Origin of the sequence: Clostridium lacusfryxellense, from assembly GCF_018861735.1 — a bacterium.
GTDB classification, from domain to species: domain Bacteria; phylum Bacillota; class Clostridia; order Clostridiales; family Clostridiaceae; genus Clostridium_AD; species Clostridium_AD lacusfryxellense.
The window spans coordinates 23,363-46,838 of the sequence record NZ_JAHLEB010000029.1 but is presented as its reverse complement, the minus strand read 5'-3'; the positions used below and the strand labels follow the sequence as shown (position 1 = coordinate 46,838).

Below are 23,476 nucleotides of genomic sequence, written 5' to 3'. Positions count from 1 at the left end.
GTATGTTTATCGGGAGGGGATAACGTGGAGTATACAGTGCAAAAGTTAGGGCAAATTGCTGGAATTAGTACTAGGACATTAAGATATTATGATGAAATAGGAATTCTTAAGCCGGCAAGAATTAATTCATCAGGATATCGCATATATGGCCAGGTAGAGGTTGATAGGCTTCAACAAATTCTTTTTTATAGAGAACTGGATATGAATCTTGATTCTATTAAAGATATTGTAATGCATCCATTATTTGATGCGGCAAAAGCACTGAAAGACCACCGCAATAAACTTCTGAGAAAAAAAGATCAATTAGATTTATTAATTTCAAATATTGATAAAACAATTGACTTAGCTGAGGGGAGAAATAGCATGACAGATATAGAAAAATTTAATGGATTCAAACAGAAATTAGTTGATGACAATGAAAAGAAGTATGGCGCTGAAATCAGAGGCAAATATGGTGATGAAGAGATTGATAAGTCAAATAATAAAGTTAAAGGTATGTCTAAGAGTCAAATGGATGAGGCAGAGAGACTTGCTACTGAAATTATGAAGGTGATTTCGGACGCGTTTAAAACTGGGAACCCAGCAGGAGAACTAGCGCAAAGAGCAGCAGAATTGCACAAACAATGGATTTGCATGTATTGGGACACATATACAAAAAAAGCACATGCAGGGCTTGCTCAAATGTATGTGGATGATGAGAGATTTACAGCATATTATGATGCGAAACAGGTAGGAACGGCGATGTTCCTTAGAGATGCAGTTTTAGTTTATACTGGGGATGAAAAACAAGATAATTATTAAAAAAAGGATTGATAAAATGAAGAATGTAGTTAAGATTAAAAATGTTATAATAGGAAAAGGGTTACCTAAAATTTGTGTTTCTATGATAGGAGAGACTTTCAAGGAACTTATTGATGAAGCAAATTTTTTAAAAGATTTAGACCTAGATGTTGTAGAGTGGAGAGCAGATTTCTTTAATGACGTTACTGATATAGATAAGGTTAAGGAAGCGTTAAAGGAAATTAGGAAGGTTCTAGCTAATAGGCCTATTGTTTTTACATTCCGCAGTGCTAAAGAAGGTGGACAGAAAGAAGTTACACCATCATTTTATTTTGAATTAAATAAATCAATAGCTCGTACAAAGCTTGTTGAGGTTATAGATATTGAGCTATTTAATGATGAAAGAGATATAAAAGAATTAGTTGAAGTTGCTCATGCAGCGAGCGTTGCTGTTATAATATCAAATCATGATTTTCATAAGACTCCAGATAAAGAAGAAATTATATCAAGGTTACGTAGGGCTCAAGAATTAGGCGCGGATATTCCTAAAATTGCGGTTATGCCCACATGTGCTAAAGATGTAATTACACTTCTAGATGCTACTCGCATTATGAGTGAAGAGTATGCTATTGGACCTATTATTACAATGTCTATGGCTGGTAAAGGTGTTATCAGTAGAGTGTCAGGAGAATTATTTGGATCTGCATTAACCTTTGGAGCGGCTAAAATGGTTTCTGCACCTGGACAAATTTCTGTAGTAGATTTACGTGAAAGTATTAAATTACTTCATAATAATATATAAAGAAAGAGGTTATGTCAAAACTAATTGACTTAACCTCTTTTGTTTAATTATTTTTCATTATTATAATTAGATGACCTTGTTAAAGCACCTAACATGCTTCCTTCAACCACATCATTTAGTTTACCTACCAATATTTTTGGAGATTCGACCATCTTATTTTTTATCCATTGGACAGTTATTCCCACAAAAGCATGAGTATAAAAATCAGCTATAAAGTTTTTATCAGTGATCGATACTTTAATTCCTAAGGAGGCGTTTATACTCGTGGAAATATCATTTACTACTCCCATAATAAGGTCATAGGTTTTCTTAAAAAGATATCCATCAAATGCATTTTGACCTGGTGTATTTAGAGCATTGGTATAAAAGGATTTATTATCCATGAAGTATACTAATGTCTTAAACATACCGTCAGTCCAGTGTGCATAACTTTTACAGTCATCTAAGTTTTCAATAGCCTCAGTATAATAAATCCAGTTTACAAGATCAAATTTATCCTTAAAATGATAATAAAATGTTTGCCTGTTAATTCCGCAGGTATTCGTTATTTCACGAATTGATATTTTAGATAGCGGAATTGTTTCCATTAACTTTTTAATTGATAGAGCAAGGGCTTTTTTCGTTAATAACGATTCTGACATCAATATCACCTACAAATTTAATTATTAGCAAAAGTTAATAATGAATTTTAATAAGCTCTTCCCCAAATAACATTGGTTTTAGCTGGTTTTCCACAACATAAACAAATACCTTTTTCATCGCTTTGATCAAGAGGCATGCATCTTGAAGTTGCTACAGCTACTTCTTTTACCTTCTCTTCACAAGCCAGTTCTCCACACCATGGAGCAAGAACGAATCCTAAATTTTTATCAAGAATTTCTTTTAGTTCTTCTACAGTTTTTGCAGTAAAGGTTCTACTATCTTGTGCAGCTCTAGCTTTTTCAAGTAAAGATTTTTGAATATCTTTTAAAAGCTGTGGTACTAATGTTTCTAGCTCAGACATAGGAACAAATATTTTTTCACGGGTATCTCGTCTTACAAGTACTACTTGCTCTTTTTCTATATCTTTTGGTCCAACTTCTAAACGAAGTGGAACGCCTTTCATTTCGTACTCGCTAAATTTCCAACCAGGCATTTTATCACTAGTATCCATTTTAACCCTAGCAACCTTTGATAACATATTTTTAAGCTCGGTTGCTTTTTCAATTACGCCTTCTTTGTGTTGCGCAACTGGAACGATCATAAGTTGAATTGGCGCTACTGCTGGTGGTAGTATTAGACCATTATCATCACCATGTACCATAATTATTGCTCCGATAAGTCTTGTTGACATTCCCCAAGAAGTTTGGTGAACATAAGCAAGTTTTCCAGTTTTATCTGAGTATTGTATGTTAAATGCTTTTGCAAAACCATCTCCAAAGTTATGAGACGTACCACATTGTAGTGCCTTTCCATCATGCATTAAACTTTCAATTGTGTAGGTTTCATTTGCTCCTGCGAATTTTTCTTTTTCTGTCTTTTTTCCACGCATAACTGGAATGGCAAGAGTTTCTTCACAAAAAGTTGCGTATATATTAAGCATTTTAAGAGTTTCCTCTTTTGCTTCTGCCTGCGTTGCATGAGCAGTATGGCCTTCTTGCCATAAGAATTCTGAACTTCTAAGGAATGGTCTTGTGGTTTTTTCCCATCTTACTACAGAGCACCATTGATTATATAATTTAGGAAGATCATTATAAGACTGAATTATTTTTGAATAGTGATCACAAAATAGTGTTTCGGAAGTAGGTCTCACGCAAAGTCTTTCTGCAAGGAGTTCATCACCACCGTGTGTTACCCAAGCAACTTCTGGTGCAAAACCTTTAACATGGTCTGCTTCCTTTTGAAGCAAACTTTCAGGAATAAACATTGGCATATATACATTCTCATGTCCTGTATCTTTAAACATTTTATCTAAAGTTTTTTGTATATTTTCCCAAATAGCATATCCATAAGGACGAATTACCATGCAACCTTTAACACTTGCATAGTCAGCAAGTTCAGCCTTTTTTACAATATCGGTATACCACTTAGCGAAATCTTCGTCCATTGAGGTAATAGCTTCTACAAATTTTTTTCCTTTTGCCATAATTATCATATCTCCTTGTTTAATAAAATATTTAAAAGTAAATACAAAAAAACCCGCATCCCGAAAAGGGACCGAGTATCGGTTGTACCACCCTAGTTGATATAAAAAAATATCCACTCAAATTCTAAATAACGGTAATAGGGTACTCTAAATTTAATCATAGAATAAAAATAATAATATGTCAAGGTGAGCTTCTTTTATAAAGAACAGAAAACATTAAAGTTCCAATTGTAGAAAGTATAATACATTCTTTATTATATATTATAAAGAAGTGATTTTTAAAAGTATATTTCACAATCTCCTTAGAAACTACAGAGTAACATCTGTTTATAGACGATAAACTTATATTATCATAAGTGTCTTTGGGGGTATGCACGCGGGACATATCGTTGTCACAAAAGGTAATAGCATCGATGTTTTGTTTTCTAAATCCTTCATGATCACTAGCGTCTTCAAAAATATAATTAAAGTCAATTTTATTTTTAAAAGCATTTGATATTGATTTTATAAAAGGTGTTTTAATAGTATCGTTTTTTCCGCCAAGCAAACATAGTGGAATAGCATTATTAGTCCCAATCATGTCAAAATTAAATACTTTGCTATTAGTAATACCATCTTTATATTGCTTAATAAATTCATTAGAACCTAAACATCCAAATTCCTCTGCGTTAAATCCTATAAAAAGAATACTGCGAGAGGGTTTACCAAGTGAAATTAAATATTTACTCATTTCAAGCATAAATGAAATACCTGATGCATTATCTAGAGCACCACTGTATATAGTTCCATTTAAGTCTGTGCCTATATGGTCAAAGTGCGATGAAACGATTATTGGTGAAAGGGATGTATCGCTACCTTCTAGATATCCCATAACGTTATTTATACAGGCAGAGGATACTTCATAGGGCATAAAACACTTAACTGTATTACCTTTACCTAATAGATACTTAAGATCTTCTAGGGTGTCCTTAGTGATCATGATATACATGTTATATTTGGAAGTCTTAATAAAGGAACTTCTAAATGATAAATCATTACCTTTTGGAACGTACAATATAAATGGGCCATCATTAGTATTAATTTGAATATAGTTTTGGGTTATTGCTTTAATATTGCTTTTGCCAAATGTTAAATTATTGGTTTTAAAATTTATCATATCCTCTTTAAAATCTTTACTATATAAAAAAATTTTAACTTCATTTCCATTTTTGCCTATAACCTTTAAATATGGATTACCATTAATTTTTTTAGGATATGCTACTTTAAAACTTTGAAGCTCCTTTCCCATGTAAGGTTTTAATCCATTATTTTTAAATTCGGTATTAACATAAGTAGCGATTTCTTGATTTTCTAAACTTCCAGGTAATCTACCTTTAAACTGGTCTGACGAGATATATTTTATATTTTTATACACATTTGTAGGATTGAAGCTATATAGGGTATAATATAAACGCATGCTATAGAACAATAAAAAAAGGCAAAGGGTTAAGAAAAAAGAATATATTAACTTTTTCATACATATCTCCTATAAAATTCTATTTTTTATATAGATATGAGGATTGAATTCGTGGTATGATTAAATATGTTAATTTAAAAATATAAATTATGTGAGGAGGATTGGTTATTTAGCTTGTGAAAGTAGATAGACTGGATACTTATCCTATTTATTTGAATTGGCGTTAAATAAATGACCAAAATAATATGGAAAATATAAATAGTAGATTAATAAAGGAATTTGCAATAACTTTAAATCAGGCGGAAAGTGTAATCGAATTATTAGATGAGGGGAATACTGTTCCTTTTATAGCTAGATATAGAAAAGAGAGAACAGGCGGACTTGATGATATAATACTTAGAAATTTTACAGAGAGATTAATATATCTTAGAAATTTACAGGAAAGAAAATCGGATGTAATACGCCTTATCGGTGAGCAAGAGAAGTTAACAGAGGAAATTGAGAAATCTGTAAACAAATGTGAAACACTTACAGAGATAGAGGATATATATAGACCATTTAAACCAAAGAAAAGAACTAGGGCTACCATTGCAATAGAAAAAGGACTTAAACCTCTTGCGGAAACTATTTTTAATGGTGAGTTTAAAGGTGATATAGATGAACTAACTCAAAAATTTATTAGTGAAGAAAAGGGAGTCACAAGTAATATCGACGCACTTCAAGGCGCTGGTGATATCATTAGTGAAATGATTTCAGATGAAGCGAGTTATAGGAAATGGATTAGGGCATTAGTACATAATCATGGAAATGTTGAAACAAAAGGAAGTTCTGATGAAACTACCCCTTTTGAAATGTATTATGAATATAAAGAAGGGGTTAAATCTATACCACCACATAGAATTCTTGCTATAAATAGAGGCGAGAGTAGTAAAATACTTTCTGTAAAAATTAAAGCTGATAATGATCAAATCATTGAGTACTTAAGAGTTAAATGTTTAAAAGGTAATAATGAAACTGATAAGTATATAGAGCTTAGCATAATAGATTCAGTAAAAAGACTTATATTTCCTTCAATAGAGAGAGAAATACGATCTGAACTAACAGAAAAGGGTGAAATAGGAGCGATAGAGATATTTAAAGCTAATTTAAAAGCTCTTTTAATGCAGTCACCTATAAAAGGTAAAGTAGTTCTTGGATTTGACCCTGGGTTTAGAACTGGTTGTAAAATAGCGGTGCTTGATGATACTGGTAAGGTTTTAGATATGGCAACAGTATATGCTACTGCAGGTAGTAAAGATGGTGTTCAAAAATCTATAGCAATTATTAAAGATTTAGTAATTAAACATAATGTAGATGTAGTGTCACTTGGAAATGGAACTGCAAGTCGTGAGTCTGAAGAGATACTGGCTCAAATTATTATAGAACTTAAAAAAGAATGCTCGAAAGATTTATATTATGTAATAGTTTCAGAAGCAGGGGCATCGGTATATTCCGCGTCAGAGCTTGCGTCTAAAGAATATCCAAACATTGATGTATCAATTAGAGGTGCTATTTCTATAGGAAGAAGACTTCAAGATCCCTTAGTGGAACTTGTTAAGATTGATCCAAAAGCTATTGGAGTTGGACAATACCAACATGATGTAACACCTAAAAAGCTTGATGAATCTTTAAAAGGAGTAGTTGAGGATTGCGTTAATGCTGTTGGAGTAGATCTTAATATTGCAACACCTTCACTATTAACTTATATATCGGGAATAAACGCTGCTATAGCTCAAAACATTGTAGTGTATAGAGAAGAAAATGGTAAATTCAAAACTAGAAAAGAATTGTTAAAGGTTAAAAGACTTGGAGCAAAAGCATATGAGCAGTGTGCAGGATTTTTAAGAGTTATGGAGTCTAGTGAATTTTTAGATAATACTTCAGTTCATCCAGAAAGTTATGCTGCTACTAAAAAGTTATTAGATTTTTTAAGTTATACAAAAGAAGATTTAAAATTTTTAAACTTTAAGGATATGGATGAGAAGTTGAAAGAGGTTAATGTTACAGAACTAGCGGAGAAATTAGAAATAGGAGTTCCAACTCTTAGAGATATTATAAAAGAAATTAAAAAGCCAGGTAGAGACCCAAGAGAGGAATTGCCAAAACCTATTTTAAAAACTGGAGTAGTTAAAATGGAACACCTTAAACCAGGAATGAAACTTATGGGTACGGTTAGAAATGTTTCTGATTTCGGAGCTTTTGTTGATATTGGAGTTCATCAAGATGGATTGGTACATATTAGCCAATTATCAGATAAATTTGTAAAACATCCTTTAGATATAGTTAGCGTTGGAGATATAGTAGAAGTTAGTGTAATTGAAGTTGATGAGAAGAGAAAAAGAATATCTTTAACAATGAAAAATCAATAATATAAAATGAAAAAGCAATAATATAATATGTTGCTTTTTTTGTAAAAGGTGTATATAATTAAATTATAAAAATAAAATTTAATAATCTTCAGGGCGGGGCGAAATTCCCCACCGGCGGTAAAGCCCGCGAGCCGTAAGGCTGATTCGGTTAGATTCCGAAGCCGACAGTAAAGTCTGGATGATAGAAGATGTGATATATATATAAATTCGCCCTGACATAATTTTATGTTGGGGTTTTTATTATATCCATCCCTAGGAGAATAATAAATCAGGGGGTATATAAAAATGAGAGACGATAAACTTGTTAGACTAATCAAAATTTCACTATTATCTGTAATGGCTTTTCTTTTGATGTACATTGAATTACCGTTACCAATATTTCCAGAGTTTCTAAAAATTGATATCAGTGATTTGCCAGCTCTTTTAGGAGCTTTTGCATTAGGACCGATAGCCGGAGTTCTTATTGAACTATTTAAGAATATATTACATGGACTACTAGCAACAAAAACTGCATTTGTTGGAGAATTAGCAAATTTCTTAGTTGGATCAGTTTTAGTATTAGTATCAGGATATATATATAAAGCTCGAAAAAGTAAAGGTGGAGCTATTGTTGGATTATTAACAGGGGTAGTTTGTATGTCAGCTTTTGCAGCCTTATTGAATTATTTTCTTATATTGCCTTTATATGAGTCGGTGTTAGGATTCCCAATTACTGCAGTAATAGGAATGGGATCAAAAATAAATCCTAATATTAAGGATTTAAATTCTTTCATATTATGGATGATTGTCCCTTTCAATTTACTTAAAGGGGTAGTAATATCTGCAATGACATTAGCTTTATATAAGAGTGTTTCTCCTATACTTCATAAAGAGAACATAGAGCAGAAATACAAAGATAGTCAACAAGCTACAAATAGAAAATAAAAATAAAAAGAAAAAAATATAAATAAAGGATGACTTCTACGATATGTTAGAGTCATCCTTTATCTTTATCTTTATTTAGTTTAAATAATTACTAAATGATTTTTTCTATTTATAAATTTCTATTCCACATAATTACTGCATCTTCTCCATTATCTTCATAATAATTACGCCTAAGGCCTTCTTGCTGAAAACCATATTTTTGGTACAAGTTTAGAGCAATAAAATTTGAACTCCTAACCTCTAAGGTTATTCCGCAAACTTTATGTTTTCTGCAAATTCTAAATAAAGCTTCAACAATCATATCTCCGGCCCCTTGACCGCGAACGTCTGGGTGGACAGCAACATTAGTAACATGAGCTTCATCTATAATTATCCACATACCTCCGTAACCTATAATAGAGTTACCGCTTTTTAATACAACATATTTAGCAAATTTATTATCTAGTTCACTTTGAAGTGATTCGTAGCTCCAAGAAATAGGAAAGCTTAATTCACTAATATTGAGAATTGATTTAATAGACGAAGCATCCATTGGGTAAATTTTAAAATCATTAATCATTTTATTTCTGCCTCATTTTTTCTTCATACTCACGCTCAGCTTGAGGTTTTCTAAGATAAATAGGAATCGCTCCATATATATCATCTTGAATACCTGAGGTTAAGAGCTTAAGACCTAATTCTCCAAGGGAAGAAGCTTTAGCTAAATTTAGGTGCTTAGGAGCAAAACGAATATTGGTTAAATTATCAAGAAGTTTTTCTTTGAATTTTGGGACACCATCTCCTACAAAGGTAATGCTACAATTTTTATCTTTAAGCATAATTATTAGTTCGCTAATAGAAATATTAACATAATCACTAATTTTGTTAAGTTTAGGATCAGTTAAAGCGTCTGAATTATCAAAACTATACAAAGCTGTATAAACGTTGTCTCTTAAAGCATCAAGTATAGGACATATAATTCCATCAGTATAGGCTAAGTTGTAAGCTAAAGAATCCAATGTAGATAAAGTTACAAAAGGTTTTTTGCAGCCTTGGCTTAATCCTTTAATGGTAGCCATACCTATTCGAAGACCTGTAAAAGAACCAGGTCCTTTTGATGCTACAAAGGCGTCTATATCGCTTATGCTCATTTGTGTGTTCTTTAATAAATCATCTATCATAGGCATAAGTATTTGAGAATGTTGTTTTTTTAAATTAAAAGTCGTCTCTCCGAGTATATTATTATCGTCAAGGATGGCACATGTTGCTGATTGAGTAGCGCAGTCAAGACTTAAAATCTTCATAGTTTTATCTCCTTTATGTAATCAAATCGTTTATCTGTATATTGCATTTTTATCTTTCGATAGTTATCAGAAATTTCAGGGCATTTTTCTATGGTTATAGTTAAATTATTTGGTGGAATCAACTCTTTAATATAATTGGCCCATTCAATAATACTAACCCCATCACTAAATATATATTCATCAAAGCCGATGGCTTCTATTTCATCAGGATCATTAACTCTGTAGACGTCAAAATGATACAATTTTAACCTACCTGTATATTCATTTACAATCGTAAAAGTAGGACTTGTAATATGGTCTTTTATGCCTAAGCCTTTTGCAATTCCTTTTGTTAAATGTGTTTTACCTGTACCTAAGTCACCGATCAAGCAAATTATATCTCCAGAATTAACAAGTGATCCTAATAATTCTCCTATCTTATAAGTTTCTTCAACTGTGTTTACAATGCATTCCATAAGTTTCACCTCACTAAATATTTTATCCTAAAACATAAAAAAAGAAAAGGGCTCACGGTTCAAAGGTGAATAATTAAATTTATCTAAATAATAGCGTTTTAAGATTGCTTGACAGTTCAAGTATTGTATAGTACACTATTTAGGTAAGTGACCGTTAGGTTGAAAATTATCATATAATCGTAAATAAGTGATTAATATAGGGGTATAGCTCAGTTGGTAGAGTAGTGGTCTCCAAAACCATTGGTTGTAGGTTCGAGCCCTACTACCCCTGCCATTTTACGGTGTATATTTTTGAAATTTAAAACTTAATAAAGGGGTATGGCTCAATTGGTAGAGTAGTGGTCTCCAAAACCATTGGTTGTAGGTTCGAGTCCTACTACCCCTGCCAAATAAAACCTGTGAAATTAATTTCACGGGTTTTTACGTTGATTTATAAAAACTAATATTAGGTATCTATAAAATAAATTTAAGATTCCTTGTAACTGGAGGGTGTGTTATGTTATACGATGTAGTAGTAATTGGCGGAGGCGTCGGAGGCCTTTCAGCTGCTATTTCAGCCAAAGAAAACTATAAGGGCAATATTTTAATTTTAGAAAGAGAAAATCAATTGGGTGGAGCACTAAATCAGTGTATTCATAATGGATTTGGTAAGTATATTTTTGGCGAAGAGTTTACGGGTCCAGAATTCGTACAGAAATTTACGGATAAAGTTAATGAACTAGGAATATCATATAAATTAAACACTACGGTTCTAGATATAAATACTTCTAAAGAGAATAATTATAAAGAACTTAATGTTGTTAATACATGTGATGGAATTTTAAAAATTAAAACTAAATCGATAATAATTGCAACAGGGGCTAGAGAAAGACCAAGAGGGTTTTCTAATTTGCCTGGTAGTAGGTGTGCAGGTATTTATACTGTTGGTTGTGCACAAAAATTTATAAATTTAGAAGGTTATATGCCAGGGAAAGAAGTAGTTATATTGGGTACTGGGGATATTGCATTAATAGTTGCAAGAAGACTAGTAATTGAAGGTGCGAGGGTTAAAGCTATAGTTGAAACTAAAGATTTTATTAGTGCTTATGATAAAAAACTAAGTGTTTCACTTAATGATTTTAATATACCATTAAGAATAAAGCATAAGATAATTGATATTCAAGGTAAAAGTAGAATCGAAGGTATTACTTTGGTGAAGCTAGATAATAATAATGAAGTTATTAAAAACAGTGAGGAACATATTTCATGTGATGCATTACTTTTATCAGTTGACCTATACCCTGATAATGAATTAGCAAAACAAGCTAAAATAGTAGTTGATGCGAAAACGGGACAAATTGAATTAGATGAAAATTCACAAACTAATATAGGTGGAATTTTCGCCTGTGGAAGTGTAGTTCACGGATATAGTTTTTCGCAGAATCTAGTAAATCAAAGTTATGATATAGGCAAAAGTACAGCGCAATACATTAGAACTGTTGGGTTAGTCTAACAGTTCTTTTTTAGATAAAAGCCTAAATCATTTTATTAAACCAATAAAATACTATTGACATATTTTGATGATAAGAATATAATAAAGTAAAAGTAATTCATACTGAAATACTAGGAAATAATAAAAAAATACTGTGAAAAAGGAAAGTAATATAAGAGGGATTTACAGAAAGAGAATCTAAAGATGAGAAGATTCTTATGGAAACTTATACGAAGTGCCCTTTGGAGTTATGCACCGAATTAGTCACATGAAATAAATAACAAGTTGTTATTTATTACGTGATTCAGGTAGGCTGCATCGGGATTCACCCGTTATAGTGATAGAGCATAATGTTGTGCTTGAAAAAGTGGCGTTATAATCAATTTAGTGACTATAACTTAGAGTGGGACCACGAAGTAAAACTTCGTCTCTAATATTGAGGGAGTTTTTTTTGTACCCAAAAACTTGTAATTTGATACATTAACTATTATTAATGTGTTGATTTTATATATTAGATTAATTTATAAATGCATAAATATGGATAATTTTAAATACAAATTTTTTAATATAAATAGGAGGAGATTATTATGATGTATAACAATGTTTTAGATATGATAGGAGCAACACCGGTTTTAAAATTAAGTAAATTAGTTGACGGTGATATGGCTGATATTTTTGTGAAATTAGAAAAATATAATCCAGCTGGAAGCATAAAAGATAGAGCCGCTCTTGGAATGATAGAAAAAGCTGAAGAATTAGGATTTTTAAAAGAAGGGTTTACTGTAGTGGAGCCAACTAGCGGAAATATGGGAATAGCTCTTGCTATGATTGGAAGAATTAAAGGATATGATGTAATTATTGTAATGCCTGATAGCATGAGTGTTGAGAGACGTAATTTAATTAAGGCATATGGAGCACAACTTGTGCTTACAGATGGTTCAAAAGGTATGAAAGGTGCTATAAATAAAGCTAAAGAAATAGCAGAAGGTAAACCCAATTATTTTATACCGCAACAATTTGTTAATGTAGCAAATCCAGAAAAACATTATGCTACTACTGCAGAGGAAATTATTAGTGACGTAAAAGACGTAGATGTTTTTGTAGCAGGAGTAGGGACTGGTGGAACAATTACCGGTGTAGGCAAAAGATTAAAAGAAATTAGAAAAGAAATTAGAATTGTTGCTGTGGAACCTGTAAAATCTCCAGTTTTATCAGGGGGAGAACCTGGTCCACACAAAATTCAGGGAATAGGAGCAGGTTTTACACCAGATATATATGATGCGAGTGTAGTTGATGAAATAATAAAAGTTACTGATGAAGAGGCCTTTGATATTGCAAAGAGAATGGCTAAAGAAGAAGGTATATTAGTAGGAATTTCAACAGGAGCTAATATAGCAGCAGCTATAAAAGTTGCTAAAAAATTAGGTAAGGGCAAAAAAGTTGTTACAGTTGCACCTGATGGTGGAGAAAAGTATATTTCAATGGGTATATATGACTAGTTTTAAAGTTAGGTAAAAACATCTATTTCTATTCTATAGATAGATAAGGCACATGAGGATATACTAACATACTGACTTTTTATTTGTTTAAAGGTGCCAAGTGTGAAAGTTTTAAATATCCAAATTTATATTTAAAAATAGACATTTGGATATTTACAAACTATAATTCTATAGGAGGAATTATCATATGTTTAAAGTGTTAAAGTATGAAATAGATAATATATTAGAAAAAGATCCAGCAGCTAAGAATTGGGTTGAAGTAATATTATTATACCCATGCATTCATGCTGTTATATTGTATAGAATAGCTCATTTTTTGTTCAATCATAAAAGATTTTTCATGGCTAGATCATTATCACAAACAGCTAGGTTCTTTACTGGAATAGAAATTCATCCAGGAGCTAAAATTGGGAAAGGATTATTTATAGACCATGGAACGGGTGTAGTTATCGGTGAGACTACAGAAATTGGAGACAATGTTACTTTATATCAAGGGGTAACACTAGGTGGTACAGGTAAAGATACTGGTAAAAGACATCCTACTTTAGGTAGCGGTGTAGTAGTAGGTGCGGGTGCAAAAATTTTGGGACCAATAAATATAGGTGCAGGTAGTAAAATCGGTGCAAATGCAGTAGTTCTAAAAGATGTATTACCAAGAGCAACTGCGGTAGGAATACCTGCTAGAGTGATTTTTGTAAATGAAATTACAATAATAGAAGTTAAGGACTATGCAGGTAATACTAAAAAAATATATAATGATATGGTAATATAAAAGGGAATTATAATATGAGTAATAAAGAAAAAATAATAGAATTTTGTAAAACAAATGGACTAGATGTTATAGGATTTAGCGAGTGTAGGATATATCATGAGCTAAGTCCTTATTTCAGCGAAAGAAAAAAACGTGGATTTGTAAATGAATTTGAAGAGAAGGATGTAGATAAAAGGATAAATCCCTTTTTATATATGCCTGAAGGGAAAACTATAATTACTATTGCATTTCCTTATTTATATGATTTGGATTTTAGTAATAATGTGAGTTTTTCAAAATATACATTAGGGAGAGATTATCATATTGTTACAACTGATTATATGGATAAGATTTGTAAATTCATTAGAGACATGGGCTTTCGAGCAATAAATATTGTGGATAGTAACGCGTTACCTGAGAGGTATATCGCAGAGCTTGCTGGAGTTGGATTTATAGGTAAAAACAATACATTGATAACTCAAAAATATGGTTCATATGTTTTTTTAGGGGAAATTATAACAGATATGATAATAGAGCCTGACATTCCAATTGATCAAAAATGTGGTGATTGTGAGGTCTGTTTAAATGCATGTCCAACAAAAGCTATACTACCCGGTAAAGTAGGCGTAAATAACAATTCAAATATATGCTTGTCCTACATAACTCAGAAAAAGAATATAGATGATTATTGGTTTGAAAAGTTGAATGGTAGATTATTTGGGTGTGATACTTGTCAAAAGGTATGTCCATTCAATAAAGAGATCGAATTAAGTTCTATTGAAGAACTTAAACCTTATGAACATATGGAAAGAGTTAAATTGAACGAAATTATTGCTATTGATAATAAATTATTTAAAGAAAAGTTTTTATTAACTTCATGTGGCTGGAGAGGTAAAAATATACTTAAGAGAAATGCAATGATTAATACGATTAGTATGGGAAAACACGATATTTCAGCTACGCAGACGGATACATCACCGTATATAAGAGATTATTATTATAGACTTTTAAAGTATTTCAAATTATAATAATTATAGAGTTATTTTTTATGAAAGGTGGAATTCAAATGGTTCCGAAAGTAATGTTAGGAATAATAGACATTTTACCGGATAAAGTAGTATCATTTATAGCAACCAAATTATTAGATTCGTATATTAACAAATATGCAAACATTAAAACAAGTGGTATGGAGAAGATTAAGGACATAAAATCTCCAATAATTTTCATATGCAATCATTTAAGTAATGCGGATGGTATAGTTATGAATAGACTTCTAAAGGACAATAATGTAACTTTTGTTGCCGGTGTAAAGCTTACAGATAATAAACTTACTAAATTAGGGTTTCATGTAGCTAAAACAATACAACTAAAACCTAATTCAGCAGATAAGGAAGCTATATCTAAAATAGTTAATACCCTAAAAGAAGGTAATAACATTATGATTTTCCCAGAAGGTACAAGAAGTAGAAGTGGAAAAATGATAGAAGGCAAAAGGGGCCTAATATTAATGGCTAAATTATCAAAGGCAAGAATTGTACCGATGGGTATTTGGGGTACAGAAAAGCTGTTACCTATTAACATCGATATGGCATCTGAAAGATTCCATCATGCAGAGGTCAATATTAGAATTGGGGATCCTATTACGCTTGCTATTAAAAATCAGGGTGAGGATAAAAATGAGTATTATGACAGGGTTATGTTTGAAATAATGTCAAGTATAGCTGTTATGCTTCCAAAGCGGTATAGGGGAGTATATTCTGATAACGAGTAATTTTATAACATTTTGTATTATAGTATATGATGTAAATGTTAGTATATATAAAGAGTAATACATATACGTTGTTGACTTTTCAAGGGTTAGCAGCGTATTTTTATTAATTATTAAGAGGTTAGGTTATATTTATATCCATTGTGATAAAATAATGAAAGATAAATTAAATAGTGTGAAGTAGGAGATATATATGAATAAAAAAACAATTAAAGAAGTACTTAAGATTCTTAGTGAGACATATACAGGGGTAAAATGCGGGTTAGATTTTTCGTCTCATTATGAGCTTTTGATATCAACAATACTATCAGCACAATGCACAGATGTACGGGTAAATGTTGTGGCAAAGGAGCTTTATAAACAGTACAATACACCTGAATCCATGATTACTTTATCAAGCCAGCAGCTAGGAGAAAAAATCAAGAGTTGTGGCTTTTATAACAATAAAAGTAAAAATATCTTAGGAGCTACGAAACTTATATTAGAAAACCATAAGGGCGAGGTGCCCAGCACAATGGAAGAACTAATAAAACTTCCGGGGGTTGGAAGAAAAACGGCTAATGTGGTTTTGTCTAATGCATTTGGTATTCCTGCTATTGCTGTAGATACCCATGTCTTTAGGGTCTCAAAAAGAATTGGGCTTGCTACTGGGAAAAATGTTGAAATAGTGGAAGAACAGCTTATGAAAAACATACCTAAAAAAATGTGGAGTGATGCTCACCATTATATCATATGGCATGGACGAGGAATATGTAAGGCTAGGAAACCTAATTGTGAGGAGTGTCCTATAGCGCCTTACTGTGAGTTCCTAAATGGAAAAGGTAAAAAAAATTAGTTAATGTACATTATGTATTTAAACATAAGTACAAAGTGGCAAAGACTTCCAAGCAAAATGAAAATATGAAATATCTCGTGAAAACCAAAAAGTGGTAGTTTTATTTTGGGACGTTTAGTGGCATATATAATCGCGCCTATTGTGTAAAAGAGACCACCGGATAGAAGCCACATAAAGCCACCTAAGCCTATAGCCTTTATAATGGGTACGATAGCTATAACTGATATCCAACCCATTAAAATATAAAAGCTAGTGTATAATAATCTAGGGGCATCAAACCAAACAATTTTTAAAATTATACCTACAAAAGCCAAAACCCAAATTCCTAAAAAAAGAATGGTTCCGAATGTTCCCTTTAAAGCGATTAAGCAGATAGGAGTATACGTTCCGGCAATTAGAACATAGATCATAGAATGATCTACTCTTCTAAGGACACCAATAACTTTTTGTGAAGACAAGGACTGGTGATAAGTTGTACTTGCGCAGTAAAGTAATATTGAACTTATTCCAAATACTGCAAGTATGATCGTGTTGTATGTATTTGTTATGTCTAATGAATATTTTACTAAAACTACTAAGCCTATTAATGATAAAAATGCTCCTAGTAAATGTGTAAGGCTACTTACGGGTTCTCTAAATTTTGATAACAAATCACTCACTCCTTTATTTAATATATATTTTCATTAGAACTAATTTTTTATGAATAAGGCAATACTATTTATGAGATTAGTTAAACATATATTGTCCATTTATTATAATCTTATACGTAGTTTTGAAAACTATGTAGGATATATATTAATACTACAATATAAAGTAACAAATATCAATAGCAACAGTGTTATAATAGTATAAATATAATTTAATAAATATAACAAGAGTGAGGTAGAGTATAATGAATTATAACAAAGAAAGTTTAAATAAATTGGTAGAAGAAATAGTAGGGTCAAAAGATATTAGTTTGGCTGAAATACCTTGTGTGGATTTATATATGGATCAAGTTACTACCTTTTTTAATGATAAACTTGGAAGCCTTAAAAGAAATGAAGAGGATAAAATCCTTACTAAAACTATGATTAATAATTATACTAAAGGCAAAGTTTTAATGCCTGCAAAAAATAAGAAATATACCAATGAACATATGATTTTGCTTACTCTTATTTATAATTTGAAACAGACTATATCCATTAATGATATAAATACAATATTTGATCCTATTATTGATGTGAAAGCTCCTAAAAGCATCACGATTCCATTAGAGGATTTATATAATAACTTCTTAGATATAAAAGGAGTACAAAATAAAGAGTTTGCACTTGATATAGATAAAGACACAGAATTTATAAAAGAAAAGATTAAAGAAATGGGAAAAGAAGATGGGGAGTTAATAGAATTAATATTAATGGTGCTTGTGCTTATTAATAAAGCTAATATGCAAAAGAGAATGGCAGAAAAATTAATCGATAATTTTTTAAAGAAAGAATAAGGAGATGGGGACATGTCAAAAGTTGTAGAGAAATTTTTGAAATATGTAAGTTATGATACTAAATCTGATGAGGATTCAAATACTGTGCCAAGCACAGCGGGGCAAATGTTACTTGCGATTGAACTAGTTAAAGAACTAAAAGCAATGGGTATAGAAAATGCAGGTGTAGATGAGAATGGATATGTAATGGCTACACTTAATTCTAATATTGAAAAAAATATACCGGTTATAGGATTTATAGCCCACATGGATACTGCTCCAGATATGCCGGGAAGTAATGTTAAGCCTAAGTTAATTGAAAACTATGACGGACAAGATATTATATTAAATAAGGAAAATAGCATAGTATTATCACCAAAGGATTTTCCGGAATTAAAAAATTATGTAGGTAAAACTATTATAACTACAGATGGAACAACGCTTTTAGGTGCTGATGATAAAGCAGGAGTTTCAGAAATAATGGCTGCTATGGAATATTTAATGGAAAATCCTGAGATTCAACATGGAATTATTTGTATTGGATTTACTCCAGATGAGGAAGTAGGTCGTGGTGCCGACATGTTCAACGTAGAAAAATTTGGAGCGGATTTTGCATATACAATGGATGGTGGAACTATTGGTGAGCTGGAATATGAAAATTTTAATGCCGCAGGAGCAAAAATTTGTATTCATGGAAGAAATGTTCATCCGGGGTCAGCAAAAGGAAAAATGATACACTCCTCGCTTATTGCAAATGAATTTATCAACTTAATGCCTTCTGATGAAACACCATCAAATACGGAAGGTTATGAGGGTTTTTACCATTTAATTAGTATTAATGGTGAAGTAGAGGAAACAAAACTAACGTACATTATAAGAGATTTTGATAATGCGAATTATGAAAATAGAAAACGATATATTAAAAATGTAGTTGATAAACTAAATGAAAAGCATGGTCATGGTACAGTTGAAATAGAGATTAAAGATCAGTATTTTAATATGAAAGAAAAAATAGAGCCAGTTAAACATATTGTAGATACAGCTTACTTGGCTATAAAACAAGTAGGAATAAATCCTATAATGGTTCCGATTCGTGGTGGTACTGATGGGTCAAGACTCTCATTTATGGGACTACCTACACCAAATATATTTGCAGGTGGCCATAATTTTCATGGTAAATATGAATTTATACCTACATTTGCAATGGAAAAAGCTGTTGAAGTAATACTCAAAATAATAGAATTATATACTGCAAAATAATAACAATGACTTGACAAATATGAACAAGATGTTAAATAAATCATTTATATTAAAAATTTGTTAACAAATTTGCCACTAAATTGTAACATAAAAGTCTTAAAATATAATTAAAGATAAAGTTAAATAGAAAGTTAAAAAATATAAAAATTATATGAATATAATTTTTATTGAAATACGTATTATTTAAATAAACAAAGACTAATAGTTGCAATGATAAATAAATAAGGAGGCAAATAGTATGAGTGATGATATAAACAATAATAAAACAGATGAGACAAATGAAAGCATAATAAATAAAGAAAACATAATAGATAACGAAAGTGCAATAGATAACGAAAGTACAATAGAGGATAATAATATAATTAATGGTGAAAATAATGACACTAGCGAAAATATTAATGATTCTAATGAAGAGGTTAGGCAGAATCAAGAGGTTAGGCAGAATCAAGAGGTAAATGTGGAAGAAGATGTATATAAAGATAGAGAAAGTGAAACCAGGCCTATAAAAGTAGATGAAATTAAGTATACTGAGATAAATTCTCAAAATGTGAAGAATGACAAAAGGGATAAAAAACACAAAGGCGGTATGGGGAAGAGAATAATATCATACATAATAGTAGGAGTGATATGTTCTACACTCGGAGGAGCTGGATCTGCCATTGTAACAATGAATATGATGAAGGATACAAAGACCGCTGTTACACCTCAAGTTACTGATACTAAGGCCTCTACTCAGGCGAGTACAAAGCTTATTACTAATACTAGTACAGAAAATTTAACAGTACCTCAAATTGTAAAAAAAGTAAGTTCGTCAGTTGTTGCAATTTCAACAAATAGTTCTAGTGTAAGTGGTGATATTAGTGGCCAGAGCCAGGCTCAAGAAGGTGTTGGGACTGGAATGATATTTAGTGAAGATGGATATATTTTAACAAATTATCATGTTGTAAGTGGAGCTCAGAGCATTAAAGTAATGCTTAGTGATGGGAAGGAAGTTTCTGCAAAAATAATCAATTTTGATGCTGCAGCAGACGTAGCAGTAATCAAGTTAGCAGAAGGTACTAAAGTTCCTGGTGTGGCTGTATTTGGCGATTCAGATGCTCTTGAAGTAGGAGAATCAGTAGTTGCAATAGGAAATCCATTAGGAAAAGAATTAATTGGATCTGTTACTACTGGGGTTGTTAGTGCAGTTAATAGGCAAATAAGTATTGAAAATAAAGATCTTAAATTTATCCAAACAGATGCAGCAATTAATCCAGGTAATAGTGGTGGTCCTCTTGTTAATTCTAAGGGGCTAGTTATAGGAATAAATACGGCTAAAATTACATCTACTGGTCAAGAAGGGGTAGAAGGTTTGGGGTTTTCAATACCTATAAATACTATAAACCCTAAAATTGATAATTTGCTTAAACCAATACTCAATATAGGTATTACTTGCCGGAACATAACTCAAGAAATTTCAAAGCAATATAATAATATGACAGTGGGAGTATATGTATCACAAATTAAAGAATTCAGTGCAGCAGAAAAAGCTGGTATATTGCCTGCTGATATAATTACAAAGTTTGATGGTCAAAATATTAAAACTGTAGAAGAGATAAATAAAATTAAAGGAACTCATAAAGCAGGAGATATAGTTACAATGGAATTAGTTAGAAATAACAAGACAATAAAATTAAATTTGACTTTAGCTGAATAAAATTGGTCGTTATGTTAGATAAAAAAATTGGAAATCTTATGATTTTCAATTTTTTTTTGTTTATTAGCAAATTGCAAAATTTAAAATACATAAAAAAATATATTTTGTGGGAAAATAAAATTAGAGGGAGTGATAAAATTGGAAATGAATACTAGAGACACAATTATGAAAAAATTATTAGACGCGCAAGAAAATGTAAGAGACTATCAATCATTTGCAAGAGAAGTATCATCAGTGGAAGTAAGCGATACATTCAAAGAATTTGCAGAGCAATCCGCAATGCAAGCACAGAAATTGCAACACTTATTAAGTGTACATGACGCAAAATAATAATATGGGCAGGCTGATTTAATTATTATATTACAAAAACAAATGAGTTAATAAATAAGTTTAAAATCCACTTGGCTAATTTAATGCCAAGTGGATTTTACTTATGAACCTAAAATGTTTTATATACATTAACCTTTTTCTTTAATAAGTCCTTTTCTATATGCTGTAAGTAGTTGTTCTAAATCACCGATTTGCTCCTTGATTTCAAGCCCAACATCGGTATCTACAACACGTATACGATTTGAAGATTTTTCTAATATTATTGTTGACGAAAGAATATCCTTACCTTCATCAATGGCCTTTTGAGTTGACTCAAAAGGTGCATGGGAGGCGAGAAGCAGTCCATAAGAGTTATAAATAAGTGTATAGCCTGCTATGCCTGTTTCCGGTTGGTATGCCTTAGAAAAACCACCATCGATTACTAAAAGCTTGCCACCCGCTTTTATAGGGCTTTCGCCTTGTTTAGTTTTTACGGGAACATGGCCATTTACAATGTGTGAATCATCAGGATTTAACCCGAATTCAACTAATATATTATTACAGATTGTTTCATCGTCTCTGTATTTATAGTACGGATTCTTAACCTCTGTATGAGCACTTTTATCATTTATAAAATACCTTTCAAAGGTTGCCATTTTATCTTTTCCAAATAAAGGCGAATTACAACCGCACCACAAATACCATACATTATCCAGAGCATAAAGTTTAGATTCTGAATCGGCTTTTCCAAAATAGGCTTCTCGAGCTAGCCTTTCAGTCCTATCAATATAAGATCTTCCACTATATGTTACACCATCTATTTTCATTTTCTTAAAACTACCATCTTCACTTAGTGAAATACAACCATGGTATAACAAGTTAGAGTTATATTTGGAGTACATGCTACCATTAGAATATAAAAATCGTATATGTTCTTGGAGTTTATCACTATTAGCGAAAGAAGATTTAAGTTTGTCTACGAGTTCTATTTCGTCTTGGGTTAATTTATAAGGGTCACTAGGGTCTATAGTTGGGAAATTAGTGTCATTTAGTTTATATTCTTTCCCATCAATAGTTATGGTGCCATTTTCATAATCTATATCGCTTAGCAGTAACCTAGATTCCATTTCATAATGAGGACGCCTTTTTATTATTGCACCTTCAAGTTTAAACTGAATTATTGAAATAGCTTTATGCATTTGTGACATTAGGTTAAGATCTTTTTCTCTGTAGTTATTATCTGGATAAACTTTAGGTTTAAAAGATTTACATGGGTCATTATTATAAAAATCTAAAGCGAATGTAGCTAGAGGTAGTAAATTAATACCGTAACCTTCTTCGATAGTATCCAAATTTGCGTACCTTGTTGAAATACGAAGAACATTAGCAATGCAAGACTCACATCCGGCAGCTGCTCCCATCCAAAGCATATCATGATTACCCCACTGTATATCAATGGAGTGGTAGTCCATTAGGGTATCTAATATTATATGAGCTCCAGGACCTCTATCGTAAATATCGCCTATGATATGAAGCCTGTCTATAGTAAGTCTTTGAATTAGGTTAGAAATAGCAACTATAAATTCTTTTGCTCTTCCAATTCTAATTATGGTTTGAATAATTCCATTGTAATATTCCTGTTTGTTAAAGGTGCTTTGTTGTTCATGAAGCAATTCTTCAATAATATACGAAAAATCTGGAGGCAATGCCTTCCTGACTTTAGATCTAGTATATTTAGAGGAAATGATTCTACAGAATTCGATAAGTTTATAAAGAGTGATTTTATACCAATCTTCAATATCTGCTTCTTCTCTAAGTGATATTTCTAACTTTTGCTCCGGATAATAAATAAGTGTTGCTAGTTCTTTTTTTTCACTATCCCTAAGTGAATTACCAAAAATATCGTTAATCTTTCTTTTAATTACGCCTGATGCGTTTCTAAGTACATGAGTAAAGGACTCATATTCACCATGAATATCTGAAAGAAAATGCTCAGTTCCTTTAGGTAGATTTAAAATAGCTTGTAAATTTATAATTTCTGTACAAGCATCTGGAATAGTTGGATACTTGGTAGCCAATAACTTAAGATATCTCAAATCTTCTTCTAAACTATCGATAGATGTTTCACTAGAAAATATCATTTATGACGCTCCTTTGCAATTGCAATAATTTTACTAATGTAATGTAGCTAT

General features: G+C 31.5%; 22 protein-coding genes, 2 tRNA genes and 1 riboswitch. Of the genes, 16 read left to right on the top strand and 8 right to left on the bottom strand.

The window, feature by feature from the left end:
- Positions 1-24: 24 nt before the first annotated feature.
- Together KPL55_RS15750 and aroD are read left to right on the top strand one after the other, a co-directional pair.
- Positions 25-801 (top strand): MerR family transcriptional regulator, encoded by a 777-nt coding sequence (locus KPL55_RS15750; RefSeq protein ID WP_216307699.1) that lies wholly within the window; start codon positions 25-27, stop codon positions 799-801.
- A gap of 16 nt (positions 802-817) precedes the next feature.
- Positions 818-1,582 (top strand): type I 3-dehydroquinate dehydratase, encoded by a 765-nt coding sequence (gene aroD / locus KPL55_RS15745; protein WP_216307709.1) that lies wholly within the window; start codon positions 818-820, stop codon positions 1,580-1,582.
- A gap of 47 nt (positions 1,583-1,629) precedes the next feature.
- Here aroD and dhaS read toward each other — a convergent pair whose 3' ends face one another.
- From dhaS to KPL55_RS15730, 3 genes are all read right to left on the bottom strand, one after another.
- On the bottom strand, positions 1,630-2,223 hold the full coding sequence (gene dhaS / locus KPL55_RS15740) for a dihydroxyacetone kinase transcriptional activator DhaS (protein ID WP_216307698.1): 594 nt from the start codon (positions 2,221-2,223) through the stop codon (positions 1,630-1,632).
- 47 nt (positions 2,224-2,270) lie between these two features.
- Positions 2,271-3,707 (bottom strand): proline--tRNA ligase, encoded by a 1,437-nt coding sequence (gene proS, locus KPL55_RS15735; protein ID WP_216307697.1) that lies wholly within the window; start codon positions 3,705-3,707, stop codon positions 2,271-2,273.
- Positions 3,708-3,888: 181 nt separating this feature from the next.
- Positions 3,889-5,121, bottom strand: a complete 1,233-nt coding sequence (locus KPL55_RS15730; RefSeq protein WP_312887315.1) for a M28 family metallopeptidase — start codon at positions 5,119-5,121, stop codon at positions 3,889-3,891.
- Positions 5,122-5,408: 287 nt separating this feature from the next.
- Here KPL55_RS15730 and KPL55_RS15725 point away from each other — a divergent pair, with 287 nt between their 5' ends.
- Complete coding sequence (locus tag KPL55_RS15725) at positions 5,409-7,571, top strand: Tex family protein (protein WP_216307695.1); 2,163 nt, start codon at positions 5,409-5,411, stop codon at positions 7,569-7,571.
- A gap of 80 nt (positions 7,572-7,651) precedes the next feature.
- Positions 7,652-7,765, top strand: a riboswitch (FMN riboswitch).
- Between the two features lie 91 nt (positions 7,766-7,856).
- Positions 7,857-8,495: an ECF transporter S component gene (locus KPL55_RS15720; protein WP_216307694.1), complete on the top strand. Its 639-nt coding sequence runs from the start codon at positions 7,857-7,859 to the stop codon at positions 8,493-8,495.
- A gap of 109 nt (positions 8,496-8,604) precedes the next feature.
- Here KPL55_RS15720 and rimI read toward each other — a convergent pair whose 3' ends face one another.
- From rimI to tsaE, 3 genes are read right to left on the bottom strand one after another with little or no spacing between them, the layout of a single operon-like run.
- Positions 8,605-9,054, bottom strand: coding sequence for a ribosomal protein S18-alanine N-acetyltransferase (gene rimI, locus KPL55_RS15715; protein ID WP_216307693.1), 450 nt, complete (start codon positions 9,052-9,054; stop codon positions 8,605-8,607).
- A 1-nt stretch (position 9,055) separates the two neighbouring features.
- Positions 9,056-9,778 carry a tRNA (adenosine(37)-N6)-threonylcarbamoyltransferase complex dimerization subunit type 1 TsaB gene (gene tsaB, locus KPL55_RS15710; protein ID WP_216307692.1) on the bottom strand — a complete coding sequence of 241 codons (723 nt, stop codon included), beginning with the start codon at positions 9,776-9,778 and terminating at the stop codon, positions 9,056-9,058.
- A complete protein-coding gene (tsaE, locus tag KPL55_RS15705) occupies positions 9,775-10,233 on the bottom strand; it encodes a tRNA (adenosine(37)-N6)-threonylcarbamoyltransferase complex ATPase subunit type 1 TsaE (protein WP_216307691.1) in 459 nt (152 codons plus the stop codon). Before tsaE ends, tsaB begins: the two co-directional genes overlap by 4 nt.
- A 198-nt stretch (positions 10,234-10,431) precedes the next feature.
- On the opposite strand from tsaE, the gene KPL55_RS15700 reads away from it, so the two are divergent.
- From KPL55_RS15700 to nth, 8 genes are all read left to right on the top strand, one after another.
- A tRNA-Trp gene (locus KPL55_RS15700) sits at positions 10,432-10,507 on the top strand.
- Between the two features lie 38 nt (positions 10,508-10,545).
- Positions 10,546-10,621, top strand: a tRNA-Trp gene (locus tag KPL55_RS15695).
- 108 nt (positions 10,622-10,729) lie between these two features.
- Positions 10,730-11,725, top strand: coding sequence for an NAD(P)/FAD-dependent oxidoreductase (locus KPL55_RS15690; protein WP_216307690.1), 996 nt, complete (start codon positions 10,730-10,732; stop codon positions 11,723-11,725).
- A 566-nt stretch (positions 11,726-12,291) separates the two neighbouring features.
- Positions 12,292-13,203, top strand: a complete 912-nt coding sequence (gene cysK / locus KPL55_RS15685; RefSeq protein ID WP_216307689.1) for a cysteine synthase A — start codon at positions 12,292-12,294, stop codon at positions 13,201-13,203.
- A 187-nt stretch (positions 13,204-13,390) separates the two neighbouring features.
- Positions 13,391-13,975 carry a serine O-acetyltransferase EpsC gene (epsC, locus tag KPL55_RS15680; RefSeq protein ID WP_216307688.1) on the top strand — a complete coding sequence of 195 codons (585 nt, stop codon included), beginning with the start codon at positions 13,391-13,393 and terminating at the stop codon, positions 13,973-13,975.
- Between the two features lie 14 nt (positions 13,976-13,989).
- A complete protein-coding gene (gene queG / locus KPL55_RS15675; protein ID WP_216307687.1) occupies positions 13,990-14,982 on the top strand; it encodes a tRNA epoxyqueuosine(34) reductase QueG in 993 nt (330 codons plus the stop codon).
- A gap of 38 nt (positions 14,983-15,020) precedes the next feature.
- The gene (locus KPL55_RS15670; protein WP_216307686.1) at positions 15,021-15,725 is read left to right on the top strand and encodes a lysophospholipid acyltransferase family protein; all 705 of its coding nucleotides are present in this window, start codon (positions 15,021-15,023) and stop codon (positions 15,723-15,725) included.
- A 190-nt stretch (positions 15,726-15,915) separates the two neighbouring features.
- Positions 15,916-16,557, top strand: coding sequence for an endonuclease III (gene nth, locus KPL55_RS15665; protein WP_216307685.1), 642 nt, complete (start codon positions 15,916-15,918; stop codon positions 16,555-16,557).
- Here the strand turns inward: nth and trhA are convergent.
- A complete protein-coding gene (gene trhA, locus KPL55_RS15660) occupies positions 16,554-17,207 on the bottom strand; it encodes a PAQR family membrane homeostasis protein TrhA (RefSeq protein WP_216307684.1) in 654 nt (217 codons plus the stop codon). The two genes, nth and trhA, sit on opposite strands and share 4 nt — an antisense overlap.
- Positions 17,208-17,449: 242 nt before the next feature.
- Here trhA and KPL55_RS15655 point away from each other — a divergent pair, with 242 nt between their 5' ends.
- The 4 genes from KPL55_RS15655 to KPL55_RS15640 all read left to right on the top strand — a co-directional run bounded on the left by KPL55_RS15655 (position 17,450) and on the right by KPL55_RS15640 (position 21,305).
- Positions 17,450-18,040 carry a DUF1836 domain-containing protein gene (locus KPL55_RS15655; RefSeq protein WP_216307683.1) on the top strand — a complete coding sequence of 197 codons (591 nt, stop codon included), beginning with the start codon at positions 17,450-17,452 and terminating at the stop codon, positions 18,038-18,040.
- Between the two features lie 12 nt (positions 18,041-18,052).
- Positions 18,053-19,279 (top strand): peptidase T, encoded by a 1,227-nt coding sequence (pepT, locus tag KPL55_RS15650; protein ID WP_216307682.1) that lies wholly within the window; start codon positions 18,053-18,055, stop codon positions 19,277-19,279.
- A 238-nt stretch (positions 19,280-19,517) separates the two neighbouring features.
- Entirely contained in the window at positions 19,518-20,975 is a 1,458-nt protein-coding gene (locus KPL55_RS15645) for a S1C family serine protease (RefSeq protein WP_216307681.1), read from the top strand.
- Positions 20,976-21,119: 144 nt separating this feature from the next.
- Positions 21,120-21,305, top strand: a complete 186-nt coding sequence (locus KPL55_RS15640) for a hypothetical protein (RefSeq protein WP_246599549.1) — start codon at positions 21,120-21,122, stop codon at positions 21,303-21,305.
- Positions 21,306-21,433: 128 nt separating this feature from the next.
- On the opposite strand, the gene KPL55_RS15635 is transcribed toward KPL55_RS15640, so the two are convergent.
- Complete coding sequence (locus tag KPL55_RS15635) at positions 21,434-23,425, bottom strand: fructose-1,6-bisphosphatase (protein ID WP_216307679.1); 1,992 nt, start codon at positions 23,423-23,425, stop codon at positions 21,434-21,436.
- Between the last annotated feature and the right edge of the window lie 51 nt (positions 23,426-23,476).

Bases quoted from the DNA above. Each gene is read 5' to 3' on its own strand.
- tsaE (WP_216307691.1), bottom strand. From the start codon at position 10,233: ATGGAATGCATTGTAAACACAGTTGAAGAAACTTATAAGATAGGAGAA.
- KPL55_RS15670 (WP_216307686.1), top strand. From the start codon at position 15,021: ATGGTTCCGAAAGTAATGTTAGGAATAATAGACATTTTACCGGATAAA.
- proS (WP_216307697.1), bottom strand. From the start codon at position 3,707: ATGGCAAAAGGAAAAAAATTTGTAGAAGCTATTACCTCAATGGACGAA.
- KPL55_RS15725 (WP_216307695.1), top strand. From the start codon at position 5,409: ATGGAAAATATAAATAGTAGATTAATAAAGGAATTTGCAATAACTTTA.
- dhaS (WP_216307698.1), bottom strand. From the start codon at position 2,223: ATGTCAGAATCGTTATTAACGAAAAAAGCCCTTGCTCTATCAATTAAA.
- KPL55_RS15640 (WP_246599549.1), top strand. From the start codon at position 21,120: ATGAATACTAGAGACACAATTATGAAAAAATTATTAGACGCGCAAGAA.
- KPL55_RS15690 (WP_216307690.1), top strand. From the start codon at position 10,730: ATGTTATACGATGTAGTAGTAATTGGCGGAGGCGTCGGAGGCCTTTCA.
- rimI (WP_216307693.1), bottom strand. From the start codon at position 9,054: ATGATTAATGATTTTAAAATTTACCCAATGGATGCTTCGTCTATTAAA.
- nth (WP_216307685.1), top strand. From the start codon at position 15,916: ATGAATAAAAAAACAATTAAAGAAGTACTTAAGATTCTTAGTGAGACA.
- epsC (WP_216307688.1), top strand. From the start codon at position 13,391: ATGTTTAAAGTGTTAAAGTATGAAATAGATAATATATTAGAAAAAGAT.
- KPL55_RS15645 (WP_216307681.1), top strand. From the start codon at position 19,518: ATGAGTGATGATATAAACAATAATAAAACAGATGAGACAAATGAAAGC.
- KPL55_RS15655 (WP_216307683.1), top strand. From the start codon at position 17,450: ATGAATTATAACAAAGAAAGTTTAAATAAATTGGTAGAAGAAATAGTA.
- KPL55_RS15720 (WP_216307694.1), top strand. From the start codon at position 7,857: ATGAGAGACGATAAACTTGTTAGACTAATCAAAATTTCACTATTATCT.
- tsaB (WP_216307692.1), bottom strand. From the start codon at position 9,778: ATGAAGATTTTAAGTCTTGACTGCGCTACTCAATCAGCAACATGTGCC.
- cysK (WP_216307689.1), top strand. From the start codon at position 12,292: ATGATGTATAACAATGTTTTAGATATGATAGGAGCAACACCGGTTTTA.
- KPL55_RS15635 (WP_216307679.1), bottom strand. From the start codon at position 23,425: ATGATATTTTCTAGTGAAACATCTATCGATAGTTTAGAAGAAGATTTG.
- queG (WP_216307687.1), top strand. From the start codon at position 13,990: ATGAGTAATAAAGAAAAAATAATAGAATTTTGTAAAACAAATGGACTA.
- pepT (WP_216307682.1), top strand. From the start codon at position 18,053: ATGTCAAAAGTTGTAGAGAAATTTTTGAAATATGTAAGTTATGATACT.
- aroD (WP_216307709.1), top strand. From the start codon at position 818: ATGAAGAATGTAGTTAAGATTAAAAATGTTATAATAGGAAAAGGGTTA.